Source organism: Wolbachia endosymbiont of Diaphorina citri, assembly GCF_013096535.2.
Taxonomy (GTDB): Bacteria; Pseudomonadota; Alphaproteobacteria; order Rickettsiales; family Anaplasmataceae; genus Wolbachia.
The window spans coordinates 1,101,900-1,126,104 of record NZ_CP051265.2; the positions used below are offsets into that span (position 1 = coordinate 1,101,900).

General features: G+C 33.2%; 33 protein-coding genes, 2 tRNA genes and 1 pseudogene. 31 read left to right on the top strand and 5 right to left on the bottom strand.

Going from position 1 to position 24,205, the window contains the following annotated elements; all coding sequences use genetic code 11:
* Positions 1–106 precede the first annotated feature (106 nt).
* Positions 107–902 (top strand): annotated as a pseudogene (locus HGO49_RS07355) (IS66 family transposase); the annotation flags it as partial.
* 123 nt (positions 903–1,025) lie between these two features.
* On the opposite strand, the gene HGO49_RS05095 reads toward HGO49_RS07355, so the two are convergent.
* The 3 genes from HGO49_RS05095 to rpmH all read right to left on the bottom strand — a co-directional run bounded on the left by HGO49_RS05095 (position 1,026) and on the right by rpmH (position 1,804).
* A complete protein-coding gene (locus HGO49_RS05095) occupies positions 1,026–1,235 on the bottom strand; it encodes a hypothetical protein (RefSeq protein WP_017532474.1) in 210 nt (69 codons plus the stop codon).
* 73 nt (positions 1,236–1,308) lie between these two features.
* Positions 1,309–1,686 carry a ribonuclease P protein component gene (rnpA, locus tag HGO49_RS05100; protein ID WP_083852059.1) on the bottom strand — a complete coding sequence of 126 codons (378 nt, stop codon included), beginning with the start codon at positions 1,684–1,686 and terminating at the stop codon, positions 1,309–1,311.
* Positions 1,670–1,804, bottom strand: coding sequence for a 50S ribosomal protein L34 (gene rpmH / locus HGO49_RS05105; protein ID WP_015588337.1), 135 nt, complete (start codon positions 1,802–1,804; stop codon positions 1,670–1,672). Before rpmH ends, rnpA begins: the two co-directional genes overlap by 17 nt.
* A gap of 107 nt (positions 1,805–1,911) precedes the next feature.
* Here rpmH and pstC point away from each other — a divergent pair, with 107 nt between their 5' ends.
* The 3 genes from pstC (at position 1,912) to HGO49_RS05120 (ending at position 4,880) form a co-directional block, all read left to right on the top strand.
* Positions 1,912–3,000, top strand: a complete 1,089-nt coding sequence (gene pstC / locus HGO49_RS05110; RefSeq protein ID WP_026092697.1) for a phosphate ABC transporter permease subunit PstC — start codon at positions 1,912–1,914, stop codon at positions 2,998–3,000.
* Between the two features lie 96 nt (positions 3,001–3,096).
* Entirely contained in the window at positions 3,097–4,533 is a 1,437-nt protein-coding gene (atpD, locus tag HGO49_RS05115) for a F0F1 ATP synthase subunit beta (RefSeq protein WP_026092698.1), read from the top strand.
* A gap of 5 nt (positions 4,534–4,538) precedes the next feature.
* Positions 4,539–4,880 (top strand): F0F1 ATP synthase subunit epsilon, encoded by a 342-nt coding sequence (locus HGO49_RS05120; protein WP_017532478.1) that lies wholly within the window; start codon positions 4,539–4,541, stop codon positions 4,878–4,880.
* 401 nt (positions 4,881–5,281) lie between these two features.
* Here HGO49_RS05120 and HGO49_RS05125 read toward each other — a convergent pair whose 3' ends face one another.
* Positions 5,282–8,482: a hypothetical protein gene (locus HGO49_RS05125; protein ID WP_017532479.1), complete on the bottom strand. Its 3,201-nt coding sequence runs from the start codon at positions 8,480–8,482 to the stop codon at positions 5,282–5,284.
* Positions 8,483–8,891: 409 nt separating this feature from the next.
* On the opposite strand from HGO49_RS05125, the gene fsa reads away from it, so the two are divergent.
* Positions 8,892–9,536, top strand: a complete 645-nt coding sequence (gene fsa / locus HGO49_RS05130) for a fructose-6-phosphate aldolase (protein WP_017532480.1) — start codon at positions 8,892–8,894, stop codon at positions 9,534–9,536.
* A 540-nt stretch (positions 9,537–10,076) separates the two neighbouring features.
* Here fsa and HGO49_RS05135 read toward each other — a convergent pair.
* A complete protein-coding gene (locus HGO49_RS05135) occupies positions 10,077–10,544 on the bottom strand; it encodes a hypothetical protein (protein WP_017532481.1) in 468 nt (155 codons plus the stop codon).
* 149 nt (positions 10,545–10,693) lie between these two features.
* On the opposite strand from HGO49_RS05135, the gene carA reads away from it, so the two are divergent.
* The 26 genes from carA (at position 10,694) to HGO49_RS05265 (ending at position 24,150) form a co-directional block, all read left to right on the top strand.
* Positions 10,694–11,782, top strand: coding sequence for a glutamine-hydrolyzing carbamoyl-phosphate synthase small subunit (carA, locus tag HGO49_RS05140; RefSeq protein ID WP_017532482.1), 1,089 nt, complete (start codon positions 10,694–10,696; stop codon positions 11,780–11,782).
* 109 nt (positions 11,783–11,891) lie between these two features.
* Positions 11,892–11,974: transfer RNA gene (locus HGO49_RS05145), tRNA-Tyr, on the top strand.
* 4 nt (positions 11,975–11,978) lie between these two features.
* Positions 11,979–12,049, top strand: a tRNA-Gly gene (locus tag HGO49_RS05150).
* Between the two features lie 78 nt (positions 12,050–12,127).
* A complete protein-coding gene (gene tuf / locus HGO49_RS05155; RefSeq protein WP_017532483.1) occupies positions 12,128–13,300 on the top strand; it encodes an elongation factor Tu in 1,173 nt (390 codons plus the stop codon).
* Positions 13,301–13,314: 14 nt separating this feature from the next.
* A complete protein-coding gene (gene rpsJ, locus HGO49_RS05160; protein WP_017532484.1) occupies positions 13,315–13,635 on the top strand; it encodes a 30S ribosomal protein S10 in 321 nt (106 codons plus the stop codon).
* Positions 13,636–13,644: 9 nt separating this feature from the next.
* Positions 13,645–14,367, top strand: coding sequence for a 50S ribosomal protein L3 (gene rplC, locus HGO49_RS05165; protein ID WP_017532485.1), 723 nt, complete (start codon positions 13,645–13,647; stop codon positions 14,365–14,367).
* A gap of 2 nt (positions 14,368–14,369) precedes the next feature.
* Positions 14,370–14,984: a 50S ribosomal protein L4 gene (gene rplD / locus HGO49_RS05170; RefSeq protein ID WP_017532486.1), complete on the top strand. Its 615-nt coding sequence runs from the start codon at positions 14,370–14,372 to the stop codon at positions 14,982–14,984.
* Positions 14,981–15,268: a 50S ribosomal protein L23 gene (locus tag HGO49_RS05175; protein ID WP_017532487.1), complete on the top strand. Its 288-nt coding sequence runs from the start codon at positions 14,981–14,983 to the stop codon at positions 15,266–15,268. Before rplD ends, HGO49_RS05175 begins: the two co-directional genes overlap by 4 nt.
* A gap of 1 nt (position 15,269) precedes the next feature.
* The gene (gene rplB / locus HGO49_RS05180; RefSeq protein ID WP_017532488.1) at positions 15,270–16,094 is read left to right on the top strand and encodes a 50S ribosomal protein L2; all 825 of its coding nucleotides are present in this window, start codon (positions 15,270–15,272) and stop codon (positions 16,092–16,094) included.
* 3 nt (positions 16,095–16,097) lie between these two features.
* The gene (gene rpsS, locus HGO49_RS05185; protein ID WP_017532489.1) at positions 16,098–16,382 is read left to right on the top strand and encodes a 30S ribosomal protein S19; all 285 of its coding nucleotides are present in this window, start codon (positions 16,098–16,100) and stop codon (positions 16,380–16,382) included.
* A gap of 9 nt (positions 16,383–16,391) precedes the next feature.
* Positions 16,392–16,742 carry a 50S ribosomal protein L22 gene (gene rplV, locus HGO49_RS05190; RefSeq protein WP_017532490.1) on the top strand — a complete coding sequence of 117 codons (351 nt, stop codon included), beginning with the start codon at positions 16,392–16,394 and terminating at the stop codon, positions 16,740–16,742.
* A 39-nt stretch (positions 16,743–16,781) separates the two neighbouring features.
* Positions 16,782–17,402: a 30S ribosomal protein S3 gene (gene rpsC, locus HGO49_RS05195; RefSeq protein ID WP_017532491.1), complete on the top strand. Its 621-nt coding sequence runs from the start codon at positions 16,782–16,784 to the stop codon at positions 17,400–17,402.
* Positions 17,403–17,413: 11 nt separating this feature from the next.
* Positions 17,414–17,827, top strand: a complete 414-nt coding sequence (gene rplP, locus HGO49_RS05200; protein WP_006012233.1) for a 50S ribosomal protein L16 — start codon at positions 17,414–17,416, stop codon at positions 17,825–17,827.
* Between the two features lie 11 nt (positions 17,828–17,838).
* Positions 17,839–18,042, top strand: a complete 204-nt coding sequence (rpmC, locus tag HGO49_RS05205) for a 50S ribosomal protein L29 (RefSeq protein ID WP_040754783.1) — start codon at positions 17,839–17,841, stop codon at positions 18,040–18,042.
* On the top strand, positions 18,035–18,265 hold the full coding sequence (rpsQ, locus tag HGO49_RS05210) for a 30S ribosomal protein S17 (RefSeq protein ID WP_010404696.1): 231 nt from the start codon (positions 18,035–18,037) through the stop codon (positions 18,263–18,265). The genes rpmC and rpsQ overlap by 8 nt, the downstream gene beginning before the upstream one ends.
* Before the next feature lie 18 nt (positions 18,266–18,283).
* Positions 18,284–18,643 carry a 50S ribosomal protein L14 gene (gene rplN / locus HGO49_RS05215; protein ID WP_007302542.1) on the top strand — a complete coding sequence of 120 codons (360 nt, stop codon included), beginning with the start codon at positions 18,284–18,286 and terminating at the stop codon, positions 18,641–18,643.
* Positions 18,643–18,960 (top strand): 50S ribosomal protein L24, encoded by a 318-nt coding sequence (rplX, locus tag HGO49_RS05220; RefSeq protein ID WP_010404700.1) that lies wholly within the window; start codon positions 18,643–18,645, stop codon positions 18,958–18,960. The genes rplN and rplX overlap by 1 nt, the downstream gene beginning before the upstream one ends.
* Before the next feature lie 6 nt (positions 18,961–18,966).
* A complete protein-coding gene (gene rplE / locus HGO49_RS05225; protein ID WP_017532493.1) occupies positions 18,967–19,503 on the top strand; it encodes a 50S ribosomal protein L5 in 537 nt (178 codons plus the stop codon).
* Between the two features lie 12 nt (positions 19,504–19,515).
* Complete coding sequence (gene rpsN, locus HGO49_RS05230; RefSeq protein WP_017532494.1) at positions 19,516–19,824, top strand: 30S ribosomal protein S14; 309 nt, start codon at positions 19,516–19,518, stop codon at positions 19,822–19,824.
* Positions 19,825–19,846: 22 nt separating this feature from the next.
* Positions 19,847–20,242 (top strand): 30S ribosomal protein S8, encoded by a 396-nt coding sequence (gene rpsH, locus HGO49_RS05235; protein ID WP_006012252.1) that lies wholly within the window; start codon positions 19,847–19,849, stop codon positions 20,240–20,242.
* A 16-nt stretch (positions 20,243–20,258) separates the two neighbouring features.
* A complete protein-coding gene (gene rplF / locus HGO49_RS05240) occupies positions 20,259–20,804 on the top strand; it encodes a 50S ribosomal protein L6 (RefSeq protein WP_017532495.1) in 546 nt (181 codons plus the stop codon).
* Positions 20,805–20,809: 5 nt separating this feature from the next.
* Complete coding sequence (gene rplR, locus HGO49_RS05245; protein ID WP_006012258.1) at positions 20,810–21,181, top strand: 50S ribosomal protein L18; 372 nt, start codon at positions 20,810–20,812, stop codon at positions 21,179–21,181.
* Positions 21,182–21,193: 12 nt separating this feature from the next.
* On the top strand, positions 21,194–21,706 hold the full coding sequence (gene rpsE / locus HGO49_RS05250; RefSeq protein WP_010404712.1) for a 30S ribosomal protein S5: 513 nt from the start codon (positions 21,194–21,196) through the stop codon (positions 21,704–21,706).
* 3 nt (positions 21,707–21,709) lie between these two features.
* Positions 21,710–22,180, top strand: coding sequence for a 50S ribosomal protein L15 (rplO, locus tag HGO49_RS05255; RefSeq protein ID WP_006012263.1), 471 nt, complete (start codon positions 21,710–21,712; stop codon positions 22,178–22,180).
* A gap of 3 nt (positions 22,181–22,183) precedes the next feature.
* Positions 22,184–23,512 (top strand): preprotein translocase subunit SecY, encoded by a 1,329-nt coding sequence (gene secY, locus HGO49_RS05260; protein WP_017532496.1) that lies wholly within the window; start codon positions 22,184–22,186, stop codon positions 23,510–23,512.
* On the top strand, positions 23,509–24,150 hold the full coding sequence (locus HGO49_RS05265; protein ID WP_017532497.1) for an adenylate kinase family protein: 642 nt from the start codon (positions 23,509–23,511) through the stop codon (positions 24,148–24,150). Before secY ends, HGO49_RS05265 begins: the two co-directional genes overlap by 4 nt.
* Positions 24,151–24,205 lie beyond the last annotated feature (55 nt).

Genomic DNA, 24,205 nt, shown 5'->3' on the forward strand with positions numbered 1-24,205 from the left:
ATCTTTTAGAACTCTGCGAAAACTTTAAAATAAAAGTAGAAAACTTAAAAGTAGAATTTGTTACCTACTTGCAAATGATGAGGAGAGATAGCAATATTTAACAAATCATCAAAAAGTTGATCTTCCGAAAATCAAACTTTATATAATTGAATATTAATTAAGTTGTTGGAGATGAGGAGAAAGAAGAAGTAGAAAACTACTAAAAAGCAGATACATTTGGCTCAAGAGTTAGGTTGATAATTGTAGCACTTAGTGGATTTTATAAAAATTTAAAACGTGGGAATTATAAGTAATTTTTTTAATGTGAATTGGAAGCGTATCAAATAGTGAGTATAGAGTTGCTTCAAAATGCAAAAAGGTGTATGAGCAAATCGAATAAGAAAGGTGAGGTTTTGCGCATCAACCTATTATAATAAAGGTAAGCTTTGTTAGTGCTGAAGTAATACTGAAAGTTTTAAAGGGAAAGAAGATTTTAAAAGACAGTGTATGTTGCAATCGTAATAGTCGCTGACAGATATGCAGCGTACAATTATTTTGCTGATAAAAAAGGTAAATTTGTTGGGCACACTTAGCAAGGTACTTTCAAACATAGTTGGACTATTGAAGTTAAAGTTCTGGGCTGTTACTTAAAAAACGCATCCACTGAATTATTTGTACTAAAAAAAGCTTTATTAAAAAGTGAAATAGATATTTTAACAGAAGTGTAAGAAAGTTGCAAAACGTATAAGGTATTAATTGAAGCTACTTATCTGAAGCAATTGGAGCTTCTCAAGTTGCGAAAAATATTTTAAAATCTGAAAGAATGATGTGAAATTTTTTAAGTGAACCAAAAAATATTCCATTACCGCGCTGAACAGCAAATTAGGCATTATATCGTTTACTGTAAAAGCTCATATTTTACGTAATCAGAGCTAAGAATTTGAAAAGACAACTTCATTATACTTAACATGAAAACAAAGAGAACTATACAATCCCCTGCCTATCGTTTCTTGAACGACTCCCCTGAACGGGTACTTTTACTTTTATCAAACTATTCTCTTATTGTAATAAGTTGCTTCTATATTCAAATTTAGCAACTTCCCTCTAGGATTATCCTTATTTTGCTCTAAGTACTGGCTTTGTTCAAATGCCATTCCCCATTGTGTACGGTAGCTAGACTCTCTATATTTATAAAAACTCTCCTCAGCATTATTTGTATCGAGCTTTTTATCTTGTTTTCTTATACTCTCTACCATCAAGCACCCACATCTATTAATTTATTTTAAAAACTTTACTTATCTTATCATAAAAAATATAGCTGTAAATACTTTAGTGAAAATTTCTTCTTATTTTATCTTTCTTTAAGCAAATATTGAGATCTTTTTGTAAATTTTTATAGCTTGCTTGCATAATGTTTTTATGGGTTAGTATTATGTAATAGCACCCTACATTACTTATATTAGAAATGCTAACTTTAGCTAGCACTCGTAATTGCCTTTTTATTTTATTTCTTTTTGCTGCTTTTCCGACTTTTTTACTGATAGCCAGACCTACTCTAATAACATGAATATACTTTTCAGGTTCTCTTTCTTTTATAGCATATAGTGATATATATACCCCTCGATAAAAAAGACTGTCAGGTGCTAATCTGTTTTTAAAAGCAAAGGAAAACTCTTTTTTTTTATGCTTACTATGCGCATAATTTATTACACCCTAATGAACGACGCTTATTAAGAATTTTTCTTCCAGCTTTTGTTGACATACGTGAACGAAATCCATGTCTGTGCTTTCTTTTTAAATTTTTTGGTTGAAATGTTCTTTTCATTGTTTTTATATTAATATGATTATTTATTTTAAATTATTTTGCTCTATTGTCAAATAATGGTCAACTTCTATGGCATTCTTGTCGAATAAAATTTGATGTATGGAAAAATGAATTTAATTATAGGCATACCTATTTTACTAATCCTTTTATTTTGTTTGAGTAAGTTTCAAGCAGTAAGTAAAGTTAAGTCTTATATATATTTGAGTTGTATGTGGATGCTATCTTGTTTGTTAGCATTCTATGATGGTTATTTTATAACTTCTATTTCTACAGCGTTACTTTTTTTTATGCTGATTTTTATCTTTAAAGGTAAAAGAAATAAGATGGTAAAATTTTTGTTATTTATGGCTTTAGCAATATCACTTTTTATCACTTTATTTATAATGCTATCTATTTTTGTTCAGTCCATTTCTTTTTTTAATAAAGTAGCTATTTCAGAATTCTTATTTTGCTTAAAATGGAAGCATAATGTAGCTATTATTGGTGAAGGAGAGGTGGGATGTTTTGGTATAGCGCCACTTTTAGTGGGGACATTACTTATAACTATTGTAGCAATGTTAGTTGCGGTGCCGCTTGGTTTGTTTTCTGCAATATATATTAGTGAGTATGCGAGTGAAAAAGTGCGTTATGTTATTAATACAGCCTTACAGGTTTTATCTGCTATTCCTACTGTTGTATATGGATACTTCTCAGTTGTATTTTTGTCTTTTTTTATAAAGCAGGTAGCAAATTTTTTTAATTTAAGTATACACTCAGAAAGTGCTTTGATTGCTGGTTTATCGATCGGGGTAATGATTCTTCCTTTTATTATTTCTTTGCTTGAAGATGCTATAAGATCTGTTCCAAAAAGTTTGCGTTATGGTTTTATGGCGCTTGGTGCAACACCAGCGGAAACTATATGGCATATAACAATACCTTATGCAATGCCTACAATTTTAAGTGCAATTTTATTATCAATTTCAAGAGTGATAGGCGAAACAATGATTGTACTAATGGCTGTGGGAATCAATGCAAATTTGACCTTTAATCCTCTCAATTCAGTTACTACTATCACTGTACAAATTGCTACATTACTTACCGGAGATCAGGATTTCAACAGTGTGCAAACTCTTGCTGCTTATGCGCTTAGTTTGGTGCTGTTTGTTATTACTTGGCTATTGAATGCATTTGCATTGTTTATAATGAAACGTAACTAGTAAGTGTTTTAATATTGCAAAATTTCTGTTAATAATATAAGATTTATTTTCTTTAGAAGTTCTTTTATAGAATTGTAGTGTTAGGTGATGAAAGAGATGGGTACAGGTAAAGTAGTTAAAATAACTCAAGCAGTTGTTGATTTGAAATTTGAAGACGAATTGCCTAGGATATTTAATGCTTTAAAAAGCAAACTAAAATCTAAGGGCAAGGAGATAGTTCTAGAGGTTTCACAGCATATAGGTGACAATATAGTCCGTTGTATTGCTATGGATAGCACAGATGGTATGTCAAGAGGTGATGAGTTTGTTGATACAGGTGCACCAATATCAGTTCCGGTTGGACGCTCAACTTTAGGAAGGATTTTTAATGTTGTAGGGGAGCTTATAGATGAGTGTGGTCCGCTAAAAGGAAAGTATGATTTAGAACCTATACATAGATCACCTCCAAGTTTTACTGAGCAGAAGATACAGGAAGAAGTTTTAGTTACAGGAATAAAGGTTATAGATCTTCTTGCTCCTTATCTTAAAGGAGGAAAAATTGGCTTATTTGGTGGAGCTGGTGTTGGTAAAACAGTTCTGATAATGGAGCTGATTAACAACATAGCAAAAGCTCATAAAGGATTTTCTGTGTTTGCTGGAGTAGGAGAGAGAACGCGTGAAGGTAATGATCTTTATAACGAGATGATTACTTCGAATGTAATAGATATAAATGAGCACGAAAAATCTCAAGCCGTTTTGGTTTATGGTCAAATGAATGAACCTCCTGGAGCAAGGGCTAGGGTTGCTTTAACAGCACTAACTATGGCAGAGTATTTTCGTGATTGTGAAAATCAAGATGTTCTATTTTTTGTGGATAATATCTTCCGTTTTACTCAAGCTGGTTCTGAAATTTCTGCTTTGCTTGGAAGAATACCGTCGGCTGTTGGTTATCAGCCAACCCTTGCAACTGATATGGGCGCTATGCAAGAGAGAATAGCCTCAACTACTGCTGGTTCTATTACTTCTGTACAGGCTATATATGTTCCTGCGGACGATTTGACCGATCCAGCTCCGGCAACGACATTCTCTCATCTTGATGCAACCACAGTGTTGTCAAGGCAGATAGCTGAAATGGGTATATACCCTGCTGTTGATCCACTTGACTCAACTTCTCAGTCTTTATCTGCTGAAATCATTGGTGAAGAACATTATAATGTGGCTTCTGAGGTGAAACGTATATTGCAAACTTATAAGTCGCTGCAAGATATTATCGCAATACTTGGTATGGATGAACTATCTGATGAAGATAAAATTATTGTTGATAGAGCTCGTAAAATTCAGAAGTTTCTTTCTCAACCTTTTCATGTTGCAGAGGTATTTACTGGCATGTCTGGCAAATTTGTTTCACTTTCTGATACTATTTCTAGTTTTAAAGGAATTATTGAAGGTAAATATGATCATCTGCCAGAAGCTGCTTTTTATATGGTGGGAAGTATAAGTGAAGCAATAGAAAAGGCTGAATCAATAAAAGCTGAAGTTGGAGCCGGACATTAAAGATTATGAACACTTTTAAGGTGCAATTTTTTTCTCCTGATAATCGAATTTCATTCGATGAAGTGGTTTCGCTTTCAGTGAATGGGCTTGAAGGAGAGCTAGTGATTTTAGCTTACCATTCTCCTTACTTAATTTATTTATTGCCTGGTATAATTACTGTTCAAATGAGTAACCAGACAAAGGAAAAAGTTGTAATTGATAATGGTATATTGGAGGTTGCAAATAATAATTGTAACATTGTAACAAATCAAATTCAGGTTTTTGATCATTTGACTCATGATGAGGAATCATTAAAAAATAAGAGAGTTGGTATATATTTAAGTTATCTTGATGTCAAATCTCTTTAGGGGCTCTTTTTTTGTTCAAGAAATGGGTTTACTCTTGTCATCTCAATGTTTGTCGTTCAAGTAGCTGACACACAACTGTACGAACATTAGAAGGATATCATCCCAGTGCTCAGACACTGAAATCTAGAAATTTTTACAACTAGGATCGTATGGTCAAGACTACAATTGTGCAAAAGTTGCAGCTTTGAAGGTAAAAGTACAAAAAATAGTGTCATCCCAGTGCGTGACACGGGATCTATCTTATTTTAATCGTGGATATTATTTTAACATATGTTCCTAGAATTTGTTGTCCATTGCGTAATTCACAAATGTTTTTATCCAGTGTCACGCACTGGAATGACAAGAGTTGAATGACAGGAAAAAAAGCACTGATTTTACATGCATCTAAATAAGTATGTTTATTAAACACTTCCGTGCTGACTTTGGCTACACACCTTTGAGGGACTGCTGATGAAGTCTAGAAGTGAATTACAACAATCATCATCACTATAAAATGCACTATCAGAGCTTGAAGATCTAGATTTTCTTTCTGCATTATCAACTTCCCCTACAAGCTGATCAGATATTTTTGCACGATTGTTCAAAGGTTCCTGTTGAGAAATCTCTGTACTTAACATTTCTACTTGGTTATTTAGATGTTGCTCTTTACCGTTTAGCTCTTCTCTTTCTCCCGTTATTCTTTCAATTTCCATATCTTTAATCTTTTCTTTCAATATTTCAATCTCATTCTCATACTCTTCAAACTTTGGTTCTATAAATGAACGGTATTGATCCATTATTTCTTCTTCCATCTCCTGCCGTAACTGTTCTCTTTGCCTCTCAATTTGCTCATCTTTAGTCTCTAGCTCTCCCTCTGACGATTTAAAATCCCATTTTTCATCCCACTCTAGCTCACTTACCTCTTGTTCATCAGATTCTAAATGTGCGTTATGCTCACTTTGCAAATTTTGCATTTGAGGTTTTAAATTCGTTAAACGTTCATCCTGCCGTAACTGTTCTTCTTGACTCTTAATCTGCTTATTTTTAAGCTCTACCTCGTTCTTTAACTCTTCATATTTCCACTTTAGCTGATCTACCTCTTGTTTATAAGATTCCAGATTTGTGTTGTACTTATAATCTAAGCATTGAATTGTAGATTTTAAATTCTGTATATCTTTCCAATTTTCATCTAATATATCTCCTACTTCCTCTTCCTCTTTTTTAAACTGTTTCAATTTATCTTCCAGTTTTTCATTTTTTGCATTAGCAATTGTTAACTTTTTCTCTAGATCTTTCTTTCCTTCATGTGCACTTTCAAGTTCTTGTATTTTCTCTTGCAGCTCTGTTGATATATTTTCTAGCTTCTCATCTTTTTGTGTTAGTCCAATTTGCAATTTTACGTTTTTTTGCTTTTCTTCTTCAAGTTTATTCTGTAAATCACTATTGCACTTCTCTAATTCTTCAATTTCTTGCTTAGCCTCCATGAGTTCCTGTTCTGATTTTTTTTGCTTTATTATGCAATTACTTAACAGCTGGTCTAATTCCTCTTGCAATTTTCTTACCTCACTTGTCAACTCTTCTTTTTCTGCATTAGCAACTTCCAGCCTCTTCTTTAGATCTTCTTTTTCTTCTTCATACACACTCTCAAGTTTTTGCGCTCTTTCTTCCAGCTCTGTTGACATATTTGCTAGCTTTTCATTTTTTTGTGTCAGTTCAGCTTGCAATTTTGCATTTTTTTGCTTTTCCTCTCCAAGTTCATTCTGTAAATCACTATTATGCTTTTCAAATTCTTGCTCAGCCTTGTCGAGCCTATATTTTAAATTCGTTAAGCGCTCATTCTCTTCGATCATTATACGTTCTGCTTGCTCGCTCTCTATCTGCAATGTATCTTCCAGTTTCTTATTTTTTACATTGGCAACTTCCAGCTTTTTCTTCAGGTCTTTCTTTTCTTCATATGCACCTTCAAGTTCTTGCGCTCTTTCTTGCAGCTCTGTTGACATATTTGCTAGTTTTTCATCTTTTTGTGTCAGTTCAGTTTGTAATTTTGCATTTTTTTGCTTTTCTTCTCCAAATTTATTCTGTAAATCACTATTATGCTTTTTTAACTCTTCAAATTTTTGCTCAGCATCTTCGAGTCTACATTGTAAGTTGTTTCTCTGCTGATTTAACTCTCTAATTTCTTGCTCAGCCTCATCGAGCCTATATTGTAATTTATTCTTTTGCTCGTTTAATTCTCTAATTTCTTGCTTTTCTTCTCCAAGTTCATTCTGTAAGTCACTATTGTGCTTTTCTAACTCTTCAAGTTCTTGTTCAGCCTTGTCGAACCTATATCGTAATTCGTTCCTCTGCTCATTTAATTCTCTAATTTCTTGTTCAGCTTTTGTAAGCTTTTGATCTAGTTGTTGTGAGTTAACTTCTGTTTGCGCTGCAGCTTCTTGCAAATTAACTTCTGTCTGAGTTTCAGTTTCTTGAGAGCCAATTCCTGTTTGAGTCTTAACGTGTTGCACAGAGACCTCTGTTTGAGTTGCAACTTCTTGTAAACTTTGAATTTCAGCCTGTTGAGAGCCAATTTTCGTTTGAGTTTCAGTGTGCTGTAAACTAATTCCTGTTTGAATTGCAACCTCTTGTAAATCAACTTTTGTCTGAGTTTCAGTCTGTTGAGAGCCAATTTCTGTTTGAGTCTTAACGTGTTGCACAGAGACCTCTGTTTGAGTTTCAGTGTGCTGTGAATTAACTTCTGTTTGAGTTGCAATTGCCTGAGTTGCAATCTGCTGTGGATTAACCTCTGATACATTGTTGCTAGTGAAAGAAAGAATAGGATTGCTTTTAGCATCATTTTCAAGATCTTTCATCTTTTCGTCTTGATTGATTACGATATGTTCGTTATTTTGCAGATTACTAACAGCCGGTGCAATGTTAGCATTTTTGTTCTTTTTCAATAATGCTTTTACAGCATCATGTAGAGAGAGGTCTTGAATATATAATTCCTCATTTTGTCTTATTAATTCCCAAAACTCCTCAGGTGGCGATTCAAAATCTTTACCATTAAACTGTAGTACTTTAGTTATACCAGAATTACTTACATTCATAACCATAGTACAGGTAAAAGTTTTCCCATCCTTGTCCTGCACAGGCCAAGTGCTTGTCATTTCATAATATGCACCCTCTTTAAATTCATAATGTCTTTCCTTATCTTTTCGGTAAGCGTATATGTCATGCTTTTTATTGCAATAAATATTCAATGTGCTAATATCCCTTTCTTGCTGTAAGATATCACTAATTCTTATTGGCTCACTTCTATTGTAATTAATAAGATTAATGTTTAACACTTTATCAGAATTGTTAGTTTCTACATAAAAAGCTTGAAGGTCTATGTCTTTGTCTCTAAAATACTTACTTACAGCTTTTTTTGCCTGATTTGCTAATTCTATAAAGTTTTTTTTAAAGCTCTTGTTGAAAGATAGATCTATATATGCTTGCTTAAAATTTTCATCATTTGTCAAATCCATGAGCAAGTCATAAATCTCCCATTTGTCCTGATAGTATTCTTCTAAAACAGTAATGCTATTTTTTCTTTTCAGTTCTGCTAATATGTTTTTCAATGTCAGGAAATTTGTTGACATAGTATACCCCCTATTACTATTGTTTTGATAATATATTTACTTTGGGAGTGATTAACTCCTTTTGTATTAACCTTTTTAGTTGAATTTAATTGCGAGCGTTAAACTAGATCTTAGTCATTTTGTTTATTGTTCCCCACTATCTATTTGTGTTACTATACTAATAGTAGCACTAAGTTTTAGGCTATGCAAGAATTTCTATTGAACGTAAAGCTAGTAAACTTCAGAAATTGGTTATGCTAATTTTGTTAATAAAATGCAACCAATTAAGGAAAGCGCTATACTGTGTCTCAGTGCAATATTTTCTTTCCTAACGGACTGAAAATTGAGTTGAGTTAAAAATCCGATTTTATTTAATACTTTTCAAAGATGACAATATTTTGTAAAAATAGGTTTTTAATAGGACAATAATATGGAAATTTTTCTTGATAGTGTTGATTTGAATGAAATTAAGGAGCTAAAAGAGTTCATTGATGGTATAACAACTAATCCTTCTTTAATAGCAAAATCTGGACATAAAGATAAGTACGAAGATTTAGTAAGCGAAATATGTTCTATTATAAAAGGACCTGTTAGTGTTGAAGTTGTTGCAGATAGCCATGAAGATATGGTTAAGGAAGGCCTTAAGTTAGCGAAAATCGCTAGTAATATCGTAGTAAAGTTACCCCTTACACATGAAGGATTAATTTCTTGTAAAAAGTTGTGGACAGAACATACAATACCTGCTAATATCACATTATGTTTTTCTCCTGGACAAGCACTGTTTGCCGCTAAGGCCGGTGCTTGTTTTATTTCTCCCTTTGTTGGTCGCCTTGATGATATAAGCTATGATGGCTTATCGCTAATAGAAGATATATGCACTATATATTCTAATTATAATTTTAAGACAAAAGTTCTTGTTGCATCAGTAAGAAGTCCAGCGCATGTAATAGAAGCTGCACGGCTCGGTGCTCATTCAATTACTGTGCCAGCAAAAATACTTAGACAGTTAATTAATCATCCACTTACTGATCAAGGGCTCGCAATATTTGAAAAAGACTGGGGCGTAAAACAATAAATGACATTGCTAAAAAAGACATAAAAACACAATAATTTATATAAAAAGGACATAGGTACCATCTGTCCTTTAAAGACATGTAGGTCAATGATATGCGTAATTCAGTGTTTTAAACATGATAGTCCTCCACTAATAAAAAAGATTGAGAAAAATGTATACAGCTACGACCGAAGTATAGCTAAAATATATTTTAACTGAAGATTATAGATTAATTGAATTGAAAAGTCTGCAGACGAAGATAGATTCCGAGCTCTAGAACACCTTCATTACGAATAGTAAAAATACTATCAGAATTTGTCAAGTAATTTTTATCGTAATTTTATGAACATGACGTACATCTGTATGGAGATTGAATATGTCATTTAGGTAGCCTCTTTGTTGTCATTCCAGTACTGAAATCCAGTTAGATTTGCGAGTATAAAAGTAATACAACATTTTTGATGATGGAAGCTATTACTAGGATGACAAGAAAGGAAGTACTGGTTTCAGTTTTTGTACGTTGGCCATGTATCTCAAATTTAATTATTTATAAATAAAAGATCACACTCCTTGGCTTTGTGATGGAATAAGTTTTTCAATGCTGTCTACACAAAACTCAGCCGTGTTGTTAGCTATTTCATCGAATTTATCATTTATATCCTTACCTATTTTTTCATCTTTAATATATTCATACAGAGCTAAAATAGCTATAGTTGAGCATATTGCGATGAAACCAACTTTTGCTGTAATAAGTAATGATAGCCCACCTGCAAGTATGGACACTGCTCCAATAGCTAGGTTTATAATTTTATTTTGTGTTGATTGATTCTCTTTATCCTCTAAGACATTTGATATTGCTTTTGAGGCCACTTTTATTGCTATTGCTGTAGTTGAGATTATAATGAACATTATAGCTATTTTTGCTAAAAGCAAAATTGATGGTAGCATTATTGTAAGCAACAATGAGCCAGCTCCTATCAGTAGCCACTTCTCATTTATTTTTTTAGACTGATCTATATTGCTAAGCACTGCACCCTCCACTTTAATTAATAGTTTATTCATATAGTATGAAATATGCGATAGTCAAGATATTTTTATGTGGAAAAGTTTGCGATTGAGTTTTGGCATGTTATTTAAAATTCTTATATAATATTGAAATGAGTTTAAGAGAGAGTTAAATGCAGAATGCAGCTTTAGTTTTACAAGATGGCAAGTGCTTTTTGGGAAAATCGATAGGTAAAAAAGGCAAGTGTATAGGTGAGGTTTGTTTTATCACTGGTATGACCGGTTATCAACATACTATAACCGATCCTTCTTTTGCTGATCAAATAATAGCGTTCACTTTTCCTCATATTGGTAATGTTGGAATAAATCACAAAGATAATGAAGGAGAAAAAGTTTTTGCAAGTGGTGTGATTATGCGTGAACTTTCTCCTATGTCTCACTCTTCTTCATATATTAGTTTAAATGATTGGTTGGAGAAAAATAATGTAGTTGGGATATCGGGAATTGATACTAGAGCTTTGACGAGATATTTGAGAAAACATGGATCTCAAAATGGAATGATATGTCCGTCAAGTGAGGCACATATATTAGATGAATTGAAGAAATACAAATCTGTAAATGGAGTAGAAATAACTAAGAAAGTCAGTTTAAGTAATAACTTTCAAAGCGCTCTTAATGCAAAATATAGGGTTGTAATTGTTGATTTCGGTGTAAAAAATAGTATAATCTCACGCTTAGTAGAACTTGATTGTACGGTTGAATTAGTCAAACCAGATACAGGTTTTGCTCACAAAATATTAAGCATGAATCCAGATGGTATAGTGCTTTCAAATGGCCCTGGTGATCCACAAGAGATAGGAGAGAGTGTAATTTCAGAAATAGAAATTATTGTGAAATCTAAAATACCAGTTTTTGGTATATGCCTGGGCCATCAATTACTTGCAGTTACTTTGGGGGCAAAGACTGTTAAGATGGATATTGGTCATCGAGGGAGTAATCATCCAGTTTATGATCTGGAGAGTAAAAAAGTTGAGATAACTAGCCAAAATCATGGTTTTGTTGTTGATTCAGCTTCTCTTCCAAGTAACGTTGAAGTTACTCATATTTCTCTATTTGATAATAGTGTAGAGGGAATAATGATGAAGGATTACCCAGTCTTTTCTGCTCAATACCATCCAGAAGAAGCGCCAGGTACGCATGATTCACATTATTTATTTAGGCGTTTTATTGATAATATTTTGTTATATAAAAGTAAAATCTAACTGAAATCAGTTAGATTAGCTTTTATTACTTGATCTTTTAGATTTGGATGTTTAATATTAGGGATAATAAAACTTAAGTTAAGGTAGTGTTCTCTTAACAGATTTTTGTGGAGGAGTGACCGAGTGGTTAAAGGTAACAGACTGTAAATCTGTCCGCGTGAGCGTACGTAGGTTCGAATCCTACCTCCTCCATTGTGCGGGTATAGCTCAATGGTAGAGCTCTAGCCTTCCAAGCTGGTGACGTGGGTTCGATTCCCACTATCCGCTCTTTTTTTTGTTGTATTTATATAAAATCAACATATTATTTATTGATGTATTTGTATTTTAGGTAGAAGAGTTAAAGTTATGACAGCGATAGTAGAAGCATTTGGAAAGCCGCATGTAAACGTGGGAACGATAGGACATGTGGATCATGGGAAGACAACGTTAACAGCGGCGATAACAAAGCATTATGGTAATTTTGTAGCATATGATCAAATAGATAAAGCGCCAGAAGAAAGAAAGAGAGGGATAACAATAGCAACAGCGCATGTTGAATATCAAACAGAAAAGAGACACTATGCACACGTTGATTGCCCTGGGCATGCTGATTATGTAAAGAATATGATAGTAGGTGCAGCACAGATGGATGCAGCGATATTGGTAGTGTCAGGGGTTGATGGGCCGATGCCACAAACGAGAGAGCATATATTGCTGGCAAAACAGGTGGGTGTTGGATATGTCGTGGTATATATAAATAAAGCTGATGTTGCTGATGCTGATATGATAGATTTGGTGGAAATGGAAGTGAGAGAGTTGCTGAGTAAGTATGGATTTCCAGGTGATGAAGTGCCTGTGATAGTTGGATCTGCATTAAAAGCATTAGAGGATGATGGTAGTGAGTATGGAAAGAAATCAATAGATAAATTGATGGAGAAGTTAGATGAGTATGTGGCAGTACCTCCAAGGCCTATAGATTTGCCGTTTTTATTGCCAATAGAAGATGTATTTTCAATATCGGGGCGAGGAACGGTAGTAACAGGAAGAATAGAGAAGGGGGAGATAAAGACAGGGGATGAGATAGAGATAATAGGTCTGAAAGCGACGCAAAAGACGATATGTACTGGTGTTGAGATGTTTAAGAAGTTGCTAGACAAGGGAAGTGCAGGACTCAATGTAGGAGTACTACTAAGAGGAACAAAGAGAGAAGAAGTGGAGAGAGGGCAAGTATTGGCAAAACCAGGAACAATAACCCCGCATAAGAAATTTAATGCGGAGGTGTATATATTGAAGAAAGAAGAAGGAGGAAGGCATACACCATTTTTTGGAAATTATCAGCCACAGTTTTATTTAAGGACAACGGATGTAACTGGGAGCATAAAATTGCGAGATGGAAAGGAGATGGTAATGCCAGGGGACAATGTAAGTATAGAAGTGGAGTTGCAAGTACCAATAGCAATGGATAAAGGATTGCGTTTTGCGATAAGAGAAGGTGGTAGAACTGTTGGTTCTGGAGTTGTTTCGGAGATTTTAGAGTGAGTATAGTAACTAAGATGAAGCAAGATATATATATTAGAATTAAAGCTTTCGATTGTTCTTTATTGGAAAAGTGTGTTCGGGAGTTTATTGATCAATTAAAGCAGTTTAATGCAGATTTATCTGGTCCGATTCCGTTGCCAAGAAAAAATTCTAAATTTACTGTTAATAGGTCTCCTCATGTTGATAAAAAATCTCGTGAGCAATTTGAAATGAGAATTTCTAAGCGGTTAATTATTCTACATAATCCTACTTCTACTATGATGAAGATGCTTGCAGATTTATCTTTTTCTGCTGGTGTAGAAATGGATTTAAAGGTTAAGGAAGTTAATATTTAGGAAAAGAAAATGAAGAGAATAAATTCGCTTAGGAGAATTGGGTTGTTAATGACGAATGTTGGCCATACTGCTATGTATTTTGATAATAGTCGCATGGCTGTAACCTTATTGCATCTCAGCGAAACTTATATTATCGATATAAAAGGACAAGATAAATGTGGCTACAATTCAGTCATTTTAGGCGCGGGAGATTTAAAAAAAATAGCAAAACCTCAGTTGGAATATTTAAAGAAAAAGGGTATAAATAGTAAATGTAAATTATACGAAAGTAGATTAACTGATCTATTTGGAATAGAATGTGGTAAAAAGGTGGGGGTTAATCATTTTGTAGTTGGTCAATATCTTGATATTACAGGTTATTCTTTAGGCAAAGGGTTTGCTGGTGTGATGAAGCGGCATAACTTCAGTGGGCTTAGGGCGTCTCATGGCGTTTCTATTGCTCATAGATCACAAGGTTCTACTGGTCAATGTCAAGATCCTGGTAGAGTATTCAAGGGGAAGAAAATGGCTGGTCATTTAGGTAATAGCAGAGTAACTGTACAGAATATGAAAATATTATCCATTGATTATGAAAATAGCATAATTGCTGTAAAGGGTAATAATGTTCCTGGGTTTAAAAACTCTTATGTTTTTGTGAGAGATGCAGTTAAAAAGCCTTTACATAAAGATGTTCCTTTTCCAGTAGGTCTGCTGTTGAATACGAGTGATGATGCTAATAATTTGGTGAGTTAGTTATGGAATGTGAATTAGTTGATCTATCTAATAATAATGTAGGTAGTGTTGAGCTTAATCCTTTGATATTTTCTGCCAAGCAAAAATTGAGTATTTTGCATGATATAGTGAGATGGCAATTAGCAAAGAGAAGAGTTGGTGCTCATAAAACAAAAGGTATCAGTGATGTTTCTGGTACAACAGCTAAACCGTATGGTCAAAAACGTACCGGTAGGGCGAGACAGGGGAGCTTGCGATCTCCTCAGTTTAGAGGTGGTGGAATTATTTTTGGTCCTGTTGTGAGGAGTCATGCTTATTCTCTTAATAAAAAAGTACGCAAATTTGGTTTGAAAATTGCTTTATCTCTAAAATATTTAAATAATCAAGTTATTGTTCTTGATAGTTTAAATATTGATGTGAAGAAAACATCTAAAATGTGTGAATATATTAAAAATTTTAAATTTTCCTCTTTTTTAATAGTTGGTGATTATGGAGATGATTTGTTACGTGCTGCTAAAAATTTGCACTATGTAGATTTAATTAAACCTATTGGGTTAAATGTTTTTGATATATTGAATCACGAATGCGTGATGTTAACAAAAGACACTTTAAAGCATCTTGAAGGTAGATTGTTATGATTAAATATAATAATATAATAAAATCTCCTGTAATCACAGAAAAGACTTCTCTTTTAAGAGAGAAGTTTAATAAATACTCTTTGTATGTTTTTGTAAATGTAAATAAGCGTCAAATAAAATCGGCAATAGAGTCTTTATTTAATGTCAGAACTTCTTCTATAAATGTTATTAGAGTTAAACCTAAATATAGACGTTTTAGGGGTGTGATTGGTTGTAAAAAACAGAGAAAAAAGGTTTATTTTTCTTTGATGGATGGTCAAAAATTAGATATAATGAGCGTTTAGTATGGGTATGAAATTTTTTAATTCTGTTACTCCGTCTTCTCGTGGGACTGTATTAATAAGTAAAGTTGGTTTATCAAAAGATAAGCCGGAGAAGTCTCTTGTATTTGGTAAGAAATCCAGTGGTGGAAGAAATAATCATGGTATAATTACAACTCGTCACAGGGGTGGTGGTCACAAGAAGAAGTATAGACTTATAGATTTTAAACGTAATAGAAGTGATCAGGGTATAGTTGAGAAAATAGAGTATGATCCAAATAGAAGTGGGTTTTTAGCATTAATATCATATAAGGAAGATGATACTAGGTCTTATATATTAGCTCCTCAAGGTATGAAGCCTGGTGATGTTGTGACAGCTGGAGATGATGCTGATATTTTGCCAGGGAATTGTTTACTACTCAAGCACATACCTGTTGGTTCTTTCGTTCATAATGTTGAGCTGAAGCCAGGTAATGGTGCTGCGATTGCTAGAGCTGCTGGTTGTTATGCACAAATCGTTGGTCGTGATGGTCAATATGTTTTATTGCGGCTTAGATCTGGTCAAATTAGGTTGATTTTATCTTCTTGCAAGGCTACTATTGGTGTAGTATCTAACCCTGACCATAAGAATAGAAAGTTGGGTAAAGCTGGGAGAAGTAGGTGGCTTGGGATTAGACCTACTGTACGTGGAGTTGCAATGAATCCGATTGACCATCCTCATGGAGGTGGAGAGGGAAAAACTTCTGGCGGTCGTCATCCTGTTACTCCTTGGGGTGTTGCAACAAAAGGAAAGAAAACTAGGAAAAAAAATAAATCTAGTGATAAGTATATAAAAAAATTGAAAGGTTAATTTATGAGTAGATCTGTATGGAAACCACCTTTTTTACACCCATCTGTACTAAGATTAGTTCAGAGAACTTTAAAAGAGGGTTCTATTAATAAGGTGATAAAAATTCATTCCAGGGCTTCTGTAATTCTTCCTAATTGTTTGGGTTTAAAGTTTGCTGTTTATAATGGTAAAGATTACATTCCTGTTAGTGTTGATAATCAGAATATGATAGGTCATAAATTTGGTGAATTTTCACCTACTCGTAAATTTACTGGGCACGGTGGTGATAAAAAGGCAACAAGAAGATAGGTAATTGATATGAAAAATAGGGATATAATGGTTGAGGCTGGTTCTAGGGTTTTAAGATCGACTCCTCGCAAATTGAATTTGGTTGCTGATTTAGTACGTAATAAAAAAGTTTCTTTTGCTAATGTACAATTAAGATTTTGTGAAAAAAAGGCTGCTGGTTTTATAATGAAGGTGTTGAATTCTGCAATTGCTAATGCTCAAAATAATTATGGATTGAATATTGATAATTTATATATAAAGGAAATTTTAATAGGTAAGTCCCTTACTTTGCGTAGAGTATATCCAAAAGCTATGGGTAGGGCTAATAGAATGAGTAAATTTTATAGTAATATAACTATAAAATTGAAAGAAATTGTATGATTTATAGAAATGGAAAGTTAATAAGGAAAGTGTAAAAATATGGGACAGAAGGTTAATCCTAAAGTATTTAGATTACAAGTAAATAGTAATACCTGGGATTCTGTTTGGTGTGCTACAGACGATTATAAACAGAAATTGCATCACGATCTATTTATTCGCAGTTATATAAATGAATCCTTTAAGCATGCTGGTATTTCTAAAGTAATTGTAGAGCGTACAGTTAATTTAGTGTCTGTAATAATACATTCTTCTAAGCCTGGAGTTATAATAGGTAAGAAAGGTTTGGATGTTGAGAAGATAAAGCAAAAAATAGCTAAAAAAGTAGAAAGTAGTGTCGAAGTGAATGTAGTAGGAGTTAAAAAGTCTGAAATAGATGCAACTTTAATATCAAGGAGTATTACACATCAGCTAGAAAAAAGGATTTCATGTAGAAGAGCGATGAAAAAAGCTATTCAAAGTTGTTTGAAGATGGGTGCTGAGGGTATTAAAGTAAGTTGCTCTGGGCGTCTTGGCGGAGCTGAAATAGCTCGTACTGAATGGTACAAAGAAGGTCGTTTGCCTTTACACACTTTGCGTGCTAATATAGATTATGCTTTTTGTGAAGCGAAGACTATATGTGGTATTATAGGAGTTAAAGTTTGGGTTTATGTTGGTAGTTAAGGTATATTGAAATGTTTGTTCCCAAAAAGAGTAAGTATAAAAAGGTATTTAAGGGGAGAATCAAGGGTAATGCTAAGGGTGGTAGCACGCTGTCTTTTGGAGATTATGGATTAAAAGCTATGGAAGTAGGTAAGGTTCAGTCTAAGCATATTGAAACTGCAAGGCGCGTAATATCTAGAACGTTAAAACGCTCTGGTAAAGTGTGGATAAGAATTTTTCCTGATACCCCGGTTAGTAAAAAGCCAGCAGATGTACGTATGGGTAAAGGGAAAGGTAGTGTTGAATTTTGGGTATTTAAAGCTAAGCCCGGTAGGGTTTTGTTTGAAATTAGTAGTGATGTTCCCATGCATTTAGCAAGATTGGCGCTTGAAAAAGCGACTGCTAAGCTTCCTATGAAGTGTAAATTTATATCTAATCATAATTGAATGGAGTTGTAATGGATATAGTTAAATTTGAATCAGAATCTTCACAAGGATTACATCAACTTCTTGTGAATTTGAGGAAAGAATTTGTTAATTTGTCTTTTCAAAAAAAGCTTGGCCAGTGCAACAATTTTTCGCGTTTTAGCTTAATAAGAAAGAGCATAGCTCGTAGTCTAACTGTATTAAATAGAAGAAAGAGAGAGGGAAAAAATGCCTAAGAAGGTTTTTTGTGGTGTCGTAACTAATGCTGAGTCTGATAAGACTGTAAAGGTTTCGGTGTTACAAGTGTATAAGGATAGGCTGTATAAAAAAGTTATTAAAAAATACAAGAAGTATACAGCACATGATGAGAATAATAGTTGCAAAAAGGGAGATAGGGTTTTAATACAGGAACATAAGCCTATTTCTGTTACTAAAAAATGGGTTGTTATTAATAGCTAAAAAGGAATAGATATTTATATGATTCAAAAAAATACATTATTAGAAGTAGCTGATAATTCTGGTGCGCGTGCAGTGCTTTGTATTGGCTTGTTAGGTGGTAGGAAATCTGCATCTGTAGGTGATACGATTATTATATCTACTAAGTCTATTAACCCAAAAGGTAAAGTTGAAAAAGGAAAAGTATATAAAGCAGTTGTTGTTAGAGTAAAAAATAGTGTTAAGAAATCTGATGGTTCTGTAATTCGTTTTTCTAGCAATGCTGTGGTTTTAATTAATGATCAAGGTGAACCACTTGGTACTCGGGTGTTTGGTCCAGTAAAAAAGTTATTGTCTGGTTCTTTTATGAAAATAATGTCATTAGCTGATGAGGTTTTATAATGAGTGCTAAAATAAAAAGTGGTGATGATATTATAGTTTTAACTGGTAAAGATAAGAGAAAAATTGGTAAGGTAATCAAAGTTATAATACGTGATGCTAAAAAGAAAGTAGTTGTTTCTGGCGTAAATGTGTGTAAGAGACATACTAAACCAAGAGCTGGTAGTGGTGGTGGTATATTGAATAAAGAGTTAGCTATTGATGTATCTAATGTTGCAATATTGGATCCTAAGTGTAAAACTCCAACTAAAGTAGGATTTAAGATTATAGATGGTAGAAAAGTGCGTTTTGCAAAAGTTTCTGGAGAAGTGATAGATTAGGTTGATATGTTTAAACAATTGTATAAAGATAATATAGTAAAATCCTTAAAGGATAAGTTTAATTACGGCAATGTAATGCAAGTGCCTAAACTTGTCAAGGTGTGTATCAATATGGGCGTTGGAGATGCTGCTACGGACAATAAAGCGATAAATGAGCCATTTGATAATCTACATTTGATTGCTGGGCAAAAGCCTGTGTTAACCTTTGCAAAAAAATCTATTTCTGGTTTCAAAATTAGAAAAGGTGCAACTGTAGGTTGTAAAGTGACTTTGCGTAGGAATAAAATGTATGAATTCTTAGAAAGATTAATATATATTGCTTTGCCAAGGGAAAAAGATTTTAGAGGGTTTAGTGTGAAGCAATTTGATGGTCATGGTAATTTTTCCTTTGGTATCAAGGAGCATATATCATTTTTAGAAATAGACTATGATAAAATAAGTAAAATTAGAGGTATGGATATTAATATTATAACGACTGCAGTTAGTGATAAGGAAGCAAAGGAATTATTACTGGCTCTTAAATTCCCTTTTTTTGATAATTGAGAGAAAATATATATGGCAAAAAAATCCATGATACAGAAGAATCTTCGTAGAATAAAGTTATGTGATCAGTATAGGGAGAGAAGGGAAGAATTAAAATCTATAATGAATAATAAGGATTTATCTATTACAAAAAGGTTTGCAGCTCAAAGTAAGCTGATTAAAAAATTGCCTAGAGATTCTTCTAAAATCAGAATTAGGAATAGATGCGCTTTAACTGGTAGGCCGAGAGCAGTATATAGAAAATTTGGTTTATGTAGGATTGTTTTACGTGATTTGTGTTCTTTTGGACAAGTTCCAGGGGTTACAAAATCTAGTTGGTAAATGTGATATAAGGAGTGTAATAGTGTCGTTATCTGATAGTATTGGTGATTTTTTAACAAGAATACGTAATGCTCAATTGGCAATGCATAGGGAAACAAGAGTCCTATTCTCTAAAGTGAATTCTTCTATATTGAAGATCTTAAAAGAGGAAGGCTATATTCTTAATTATAAAAAGCAAGAGAGTGATAGTGTCCCTTCGCTTGTTGTGCAGTTGAAGTATTATGATAAATCACCTGTGATTAATGATATAGCTAGGGTATCAAAGCCCGGTTGTCGTTATTATTCTAAGTGTAAGGACATTTCTAAAGCATATAATGGTCTTGGAATTTTTATTATATCTACGCCGAAAGGAGTGATGACCGATTATAATGCACGTAGATTAAAAGTTGGTGGAGAAGTTTTGTGTCGTGTATTTTAAATGATAGGAGAAATGTATGTCTCGTATAGGTGCCGCACCTATCAATATTCCTGCTGATCTTTCAGTTGAATATAATGATCGTAGGGTATTAATAAGAAGTGTTAGGGCAGAAAAAGAGCTGAACTTGTGTATTGGCATTCTGTGTCAGATAGTTGATAATCAATTGTTACTTTCTGTTGATCAAGGCAGGGATGATTATGATAAAATAAAATCTATATGGGGCACTTATAGAAATAATATTAATAACATGATTAACGGTATGGTTAATGATTTTTCTGTTGATCTTGAGATTAATGGTGTAGGGTATAAAGCAGAATGTGATGATAAGTATTTGACTTTATATCTTGGTTATAGTCATAATATTAAGTATAAAGTGCCTAAAGAAGTTGAGATTAAGTGTATAAAGCCAACTCATTTAGTGATTCGCGGTATGGATAAGCAAAAAGTCTATATGGTGGCTTCTGATATATGCAAAATTAGAAAATATGATCCTTATAAAGGTAAGGGTATTGTAATAAAAGGCAAATTTATGCTGCGTAAGGTTGTAAATAAAAAGAAGTAATTAAAATGAAAAGATTGCATAATTTTTTAAGTAGCTATGAAAAAAGGAAACTTCGTAATAGAGCGAAGCTCGATAAGAGCGCTGGGCGTTTACGTATATCCATATTTAAGTCTAATAAACATTTTTACGTTCAGTTGATTAACGATGCAAAAGGAACAACCCTAGCTTCTGCTTCTACTTTGGATGATAAAATTAGGAATGTATGTAAAGGTAGGGTCAATGCTGAAACTATAAAACAGGTTTCTTCTTTATTGATTGAGCGTCTGTCTAGTACAAAATTGCAGCAGCGGTTCGTCTTTGATCGGGGGGCATATAAGTATACAGGATTGATTTCTCAATTTGCTGAAGCTTTAAGAAGCTCTGGATTTGAATTTTAGAAGGTTTGAAGTATGGCTGTAAAGAATTTACAAAATAATAATGATTTATCAGAACTTTTGGTTTCAGTCCGAAGGGTAACAACGGTTACTAAAGGTGGTAGAAGATTTTCATTTTCAACTTTGGTTGTTGTTGGTGATGGTAAGGGTAGGGTAGGATGTGGAATAGGTAAACACGCAGAGGTTGCTGAAGCAAGAGTGAAAGCTGTAAATGCTGCAAAGAAGTCGATGATTAGGGTGTACTTACGTGAAGGTAGAACTTTACATCATGATATTAAAGCTAAATTTTGTTCTGGTGAGATAGTTTTAAGAGCTGCAAGAACTGGAACAGGTATTATTGCTGGTGGAGCAATGAGATCGGTTTTTGAGGTATTAGGTATAAAGGATGTGGTAGCTAAGTCTACTAGATCAAATGATCCTCATAATATTATATGTGCAGTATTTAAGGCTTTTGATGTTATGTTATCTCCTCGCCAAGTGGCAGGTAAGAGGGGCAAAAAGATTAGTGAGATAGTTGGAAATAGGTAAAGTATGAATGATGCTGTAAAATTAAATTCTGTATTTACCAAATTATCTAAAAAAAAGAAGCCTAAATTATTAGGTAGAGGTATTGGTTGTGGTAAAGGTAAAACATCTGGTAGGGGGCATAAAGGGCAAAAAGCGAGAAGTGGCGTTTCTATAAATGGTTTTGAAGGTGGACAGCAGTCTATATATACTCGTTTACCTAAAAGAGGTTTTAAGCCTATACGCAAAAACTTATACTCTATATTTAATGTTGGTGATGTACAGTGCTTAATGGAAGCTAAAAAAATAGTCAAGGATTCTATCATAGATAAGGAGCTACTGCATAAATTAGGTTTTATCAGATCTGTTAAAAGTAAAATCAAACTTCTTAATAAGGGTAAATTAAGCGAAAAATTTGTGTTTCATGTTGATTTTGCATCAGAAGCTGCAAAAAGATCTGTAGCTTCAGTTGGTGGTAGTGTAGAAATACTATCGTAAATCATGAACAGTAAATTTGCATTTAATAGTTTGGATTCTACCTTGTTATATAAAAGTGATTTACTAAAGCGTATATTTTTTACGCTAATGGCTTTAGTTTGTTATCGTTTAGGCACTTATGTTCCTATTCCTGGAATTAATCTTGATATAATCAATGATATATTTCCAAAAGAGAGTTCTGGTGTTTTTGGAGTATTTAATTTATTTTCTGGTGGCGCTTTAGCTAGAATGACGATCTTGGCGTTAAATGTTATGCCATACATAGTTGCATCCATAGTTATGCAATTATTGTCTTCTGCCGTTAAAGGAATCAATGAAATTAAAAATGACGGAGAGTTAGGACGTCGAAAGATGAACTCTTATATACGCTATATGACTATAGTGTTTTGTATCTTTCAATCAATTACGATCTTAATAGGGTTAGAAAGAATGAATAGGGAAGGGGTATTAGTTGTAGTTGAACCTGGTATTATGTTTCGTACTATAGGTGTCTTTAGCCTTTTAGGTGGAACTATATTTTTAATATGGCTTGGTGAGCGGATCAGTGTGAGCGGTATAGGCAATGGTATCTCATTAATCATTTTTACCGGCATAACATCTGAATTACATAATGCTTTATCATCTCTGCTAACATTAAATAAAAATGGTAGTATGTCGTTTTTCATTACCCTTTTTGTTATAGCATTGTTTTTTTTACTGCTCCTTTTAGTCATTTTTACAGAATCTTCTTATAGAAAGGTAATTGTTCAATATCCCAAAAAACAGTTTAAAAAATTACATAATGATGATTTTACTTACATTCCATTGAAGATCAATTTATCTGGTGTAATACCAACTATTTTTGCTAACGCAATTCTATTAACGCCTATTTCAATTGCAAATTTCTATAAAGGTCATGCCATTGCTGATTTTATTTTAAATTACTTTATGGCAAATAAAGTGATGTACATTATAACTTACTTAATACTCATAGTACTTTTTAATTTTTTCTATACCAATTTTATATTTAATCCAGAGGAAAATGCTGATTTTCTTAGGAAAAATGGTGGTTTTATTCCTGGTAGAGGGCCTGGAAAACATACTTCTGATTATCTTCAAGATATAGTTTTTAAATTAACATTTATTGGGTCTGCGTATTTGGTGGTAATATGTACTATACCTGAAATTATGAGGTATCATTATGATATACCATTTATTTTTGGTGGGACGAGCTTGCTGATTATAGTTAACGTTATTACTGATACTATTATGCAAGTACAATCTTATGTTTTTTCAAATAGGTACGATAGTTGGATAAAGAAATATGAGTTTAAAACAAGGAGACTAAAGTGATTATTACAATTTTTGGTCCTCCTGGCTCTGGTAAGGGTACTCAGTCCAGTTTGTTAATAGCAAAGTATAATTTTAAATTAGTTTCAGTAGGAGATTTATTAAGGAATATTATATCTAGTGGGAGTAAATTAGGTAAAGGAATAAAGGATACTGTCGAATCTGGTAACTTAATTCAAGATGAAGTTATATGTAAATTATTGTGTGACCAGCTTGCATTAATAGATGGTGATTTTTTGTTAGATGGTTTTCCAAGAAATTTAAATCAAGCTCATTTTTTAACTCAAGTTTTGCAAAAAAGATGCAATAGGGATGTTGATCTTGTAATTGAGTTGCAGCTTGACGATAATATTGCAATTGATAGATTAAAAGATCGTCTTACTTGTTTGGATTGTAAAAGTATATATAGTATATCTTCTTTTAAAAATACTACTTGTGCTAAATGTAAAAGTACGAGATTGGAGAAGAGAATTGATGATGCTAATATGCTTGCAATTAATAAGAGGATAAGAGAATATCATTTTCAGATGAAGGGTTTGCGCGAGTATTATAAGTGCAAGTTGTTAACAATTAATGCTAATTTGAGTGTTGATAGAGTAATGCAAGAGATTGAAAGTAAAATTTCTTGTAATTTGATTTGACTATAAGTTGTTTTATGGTATAAATTAAGAGTTATTATTAATAAAGTATCGAGGT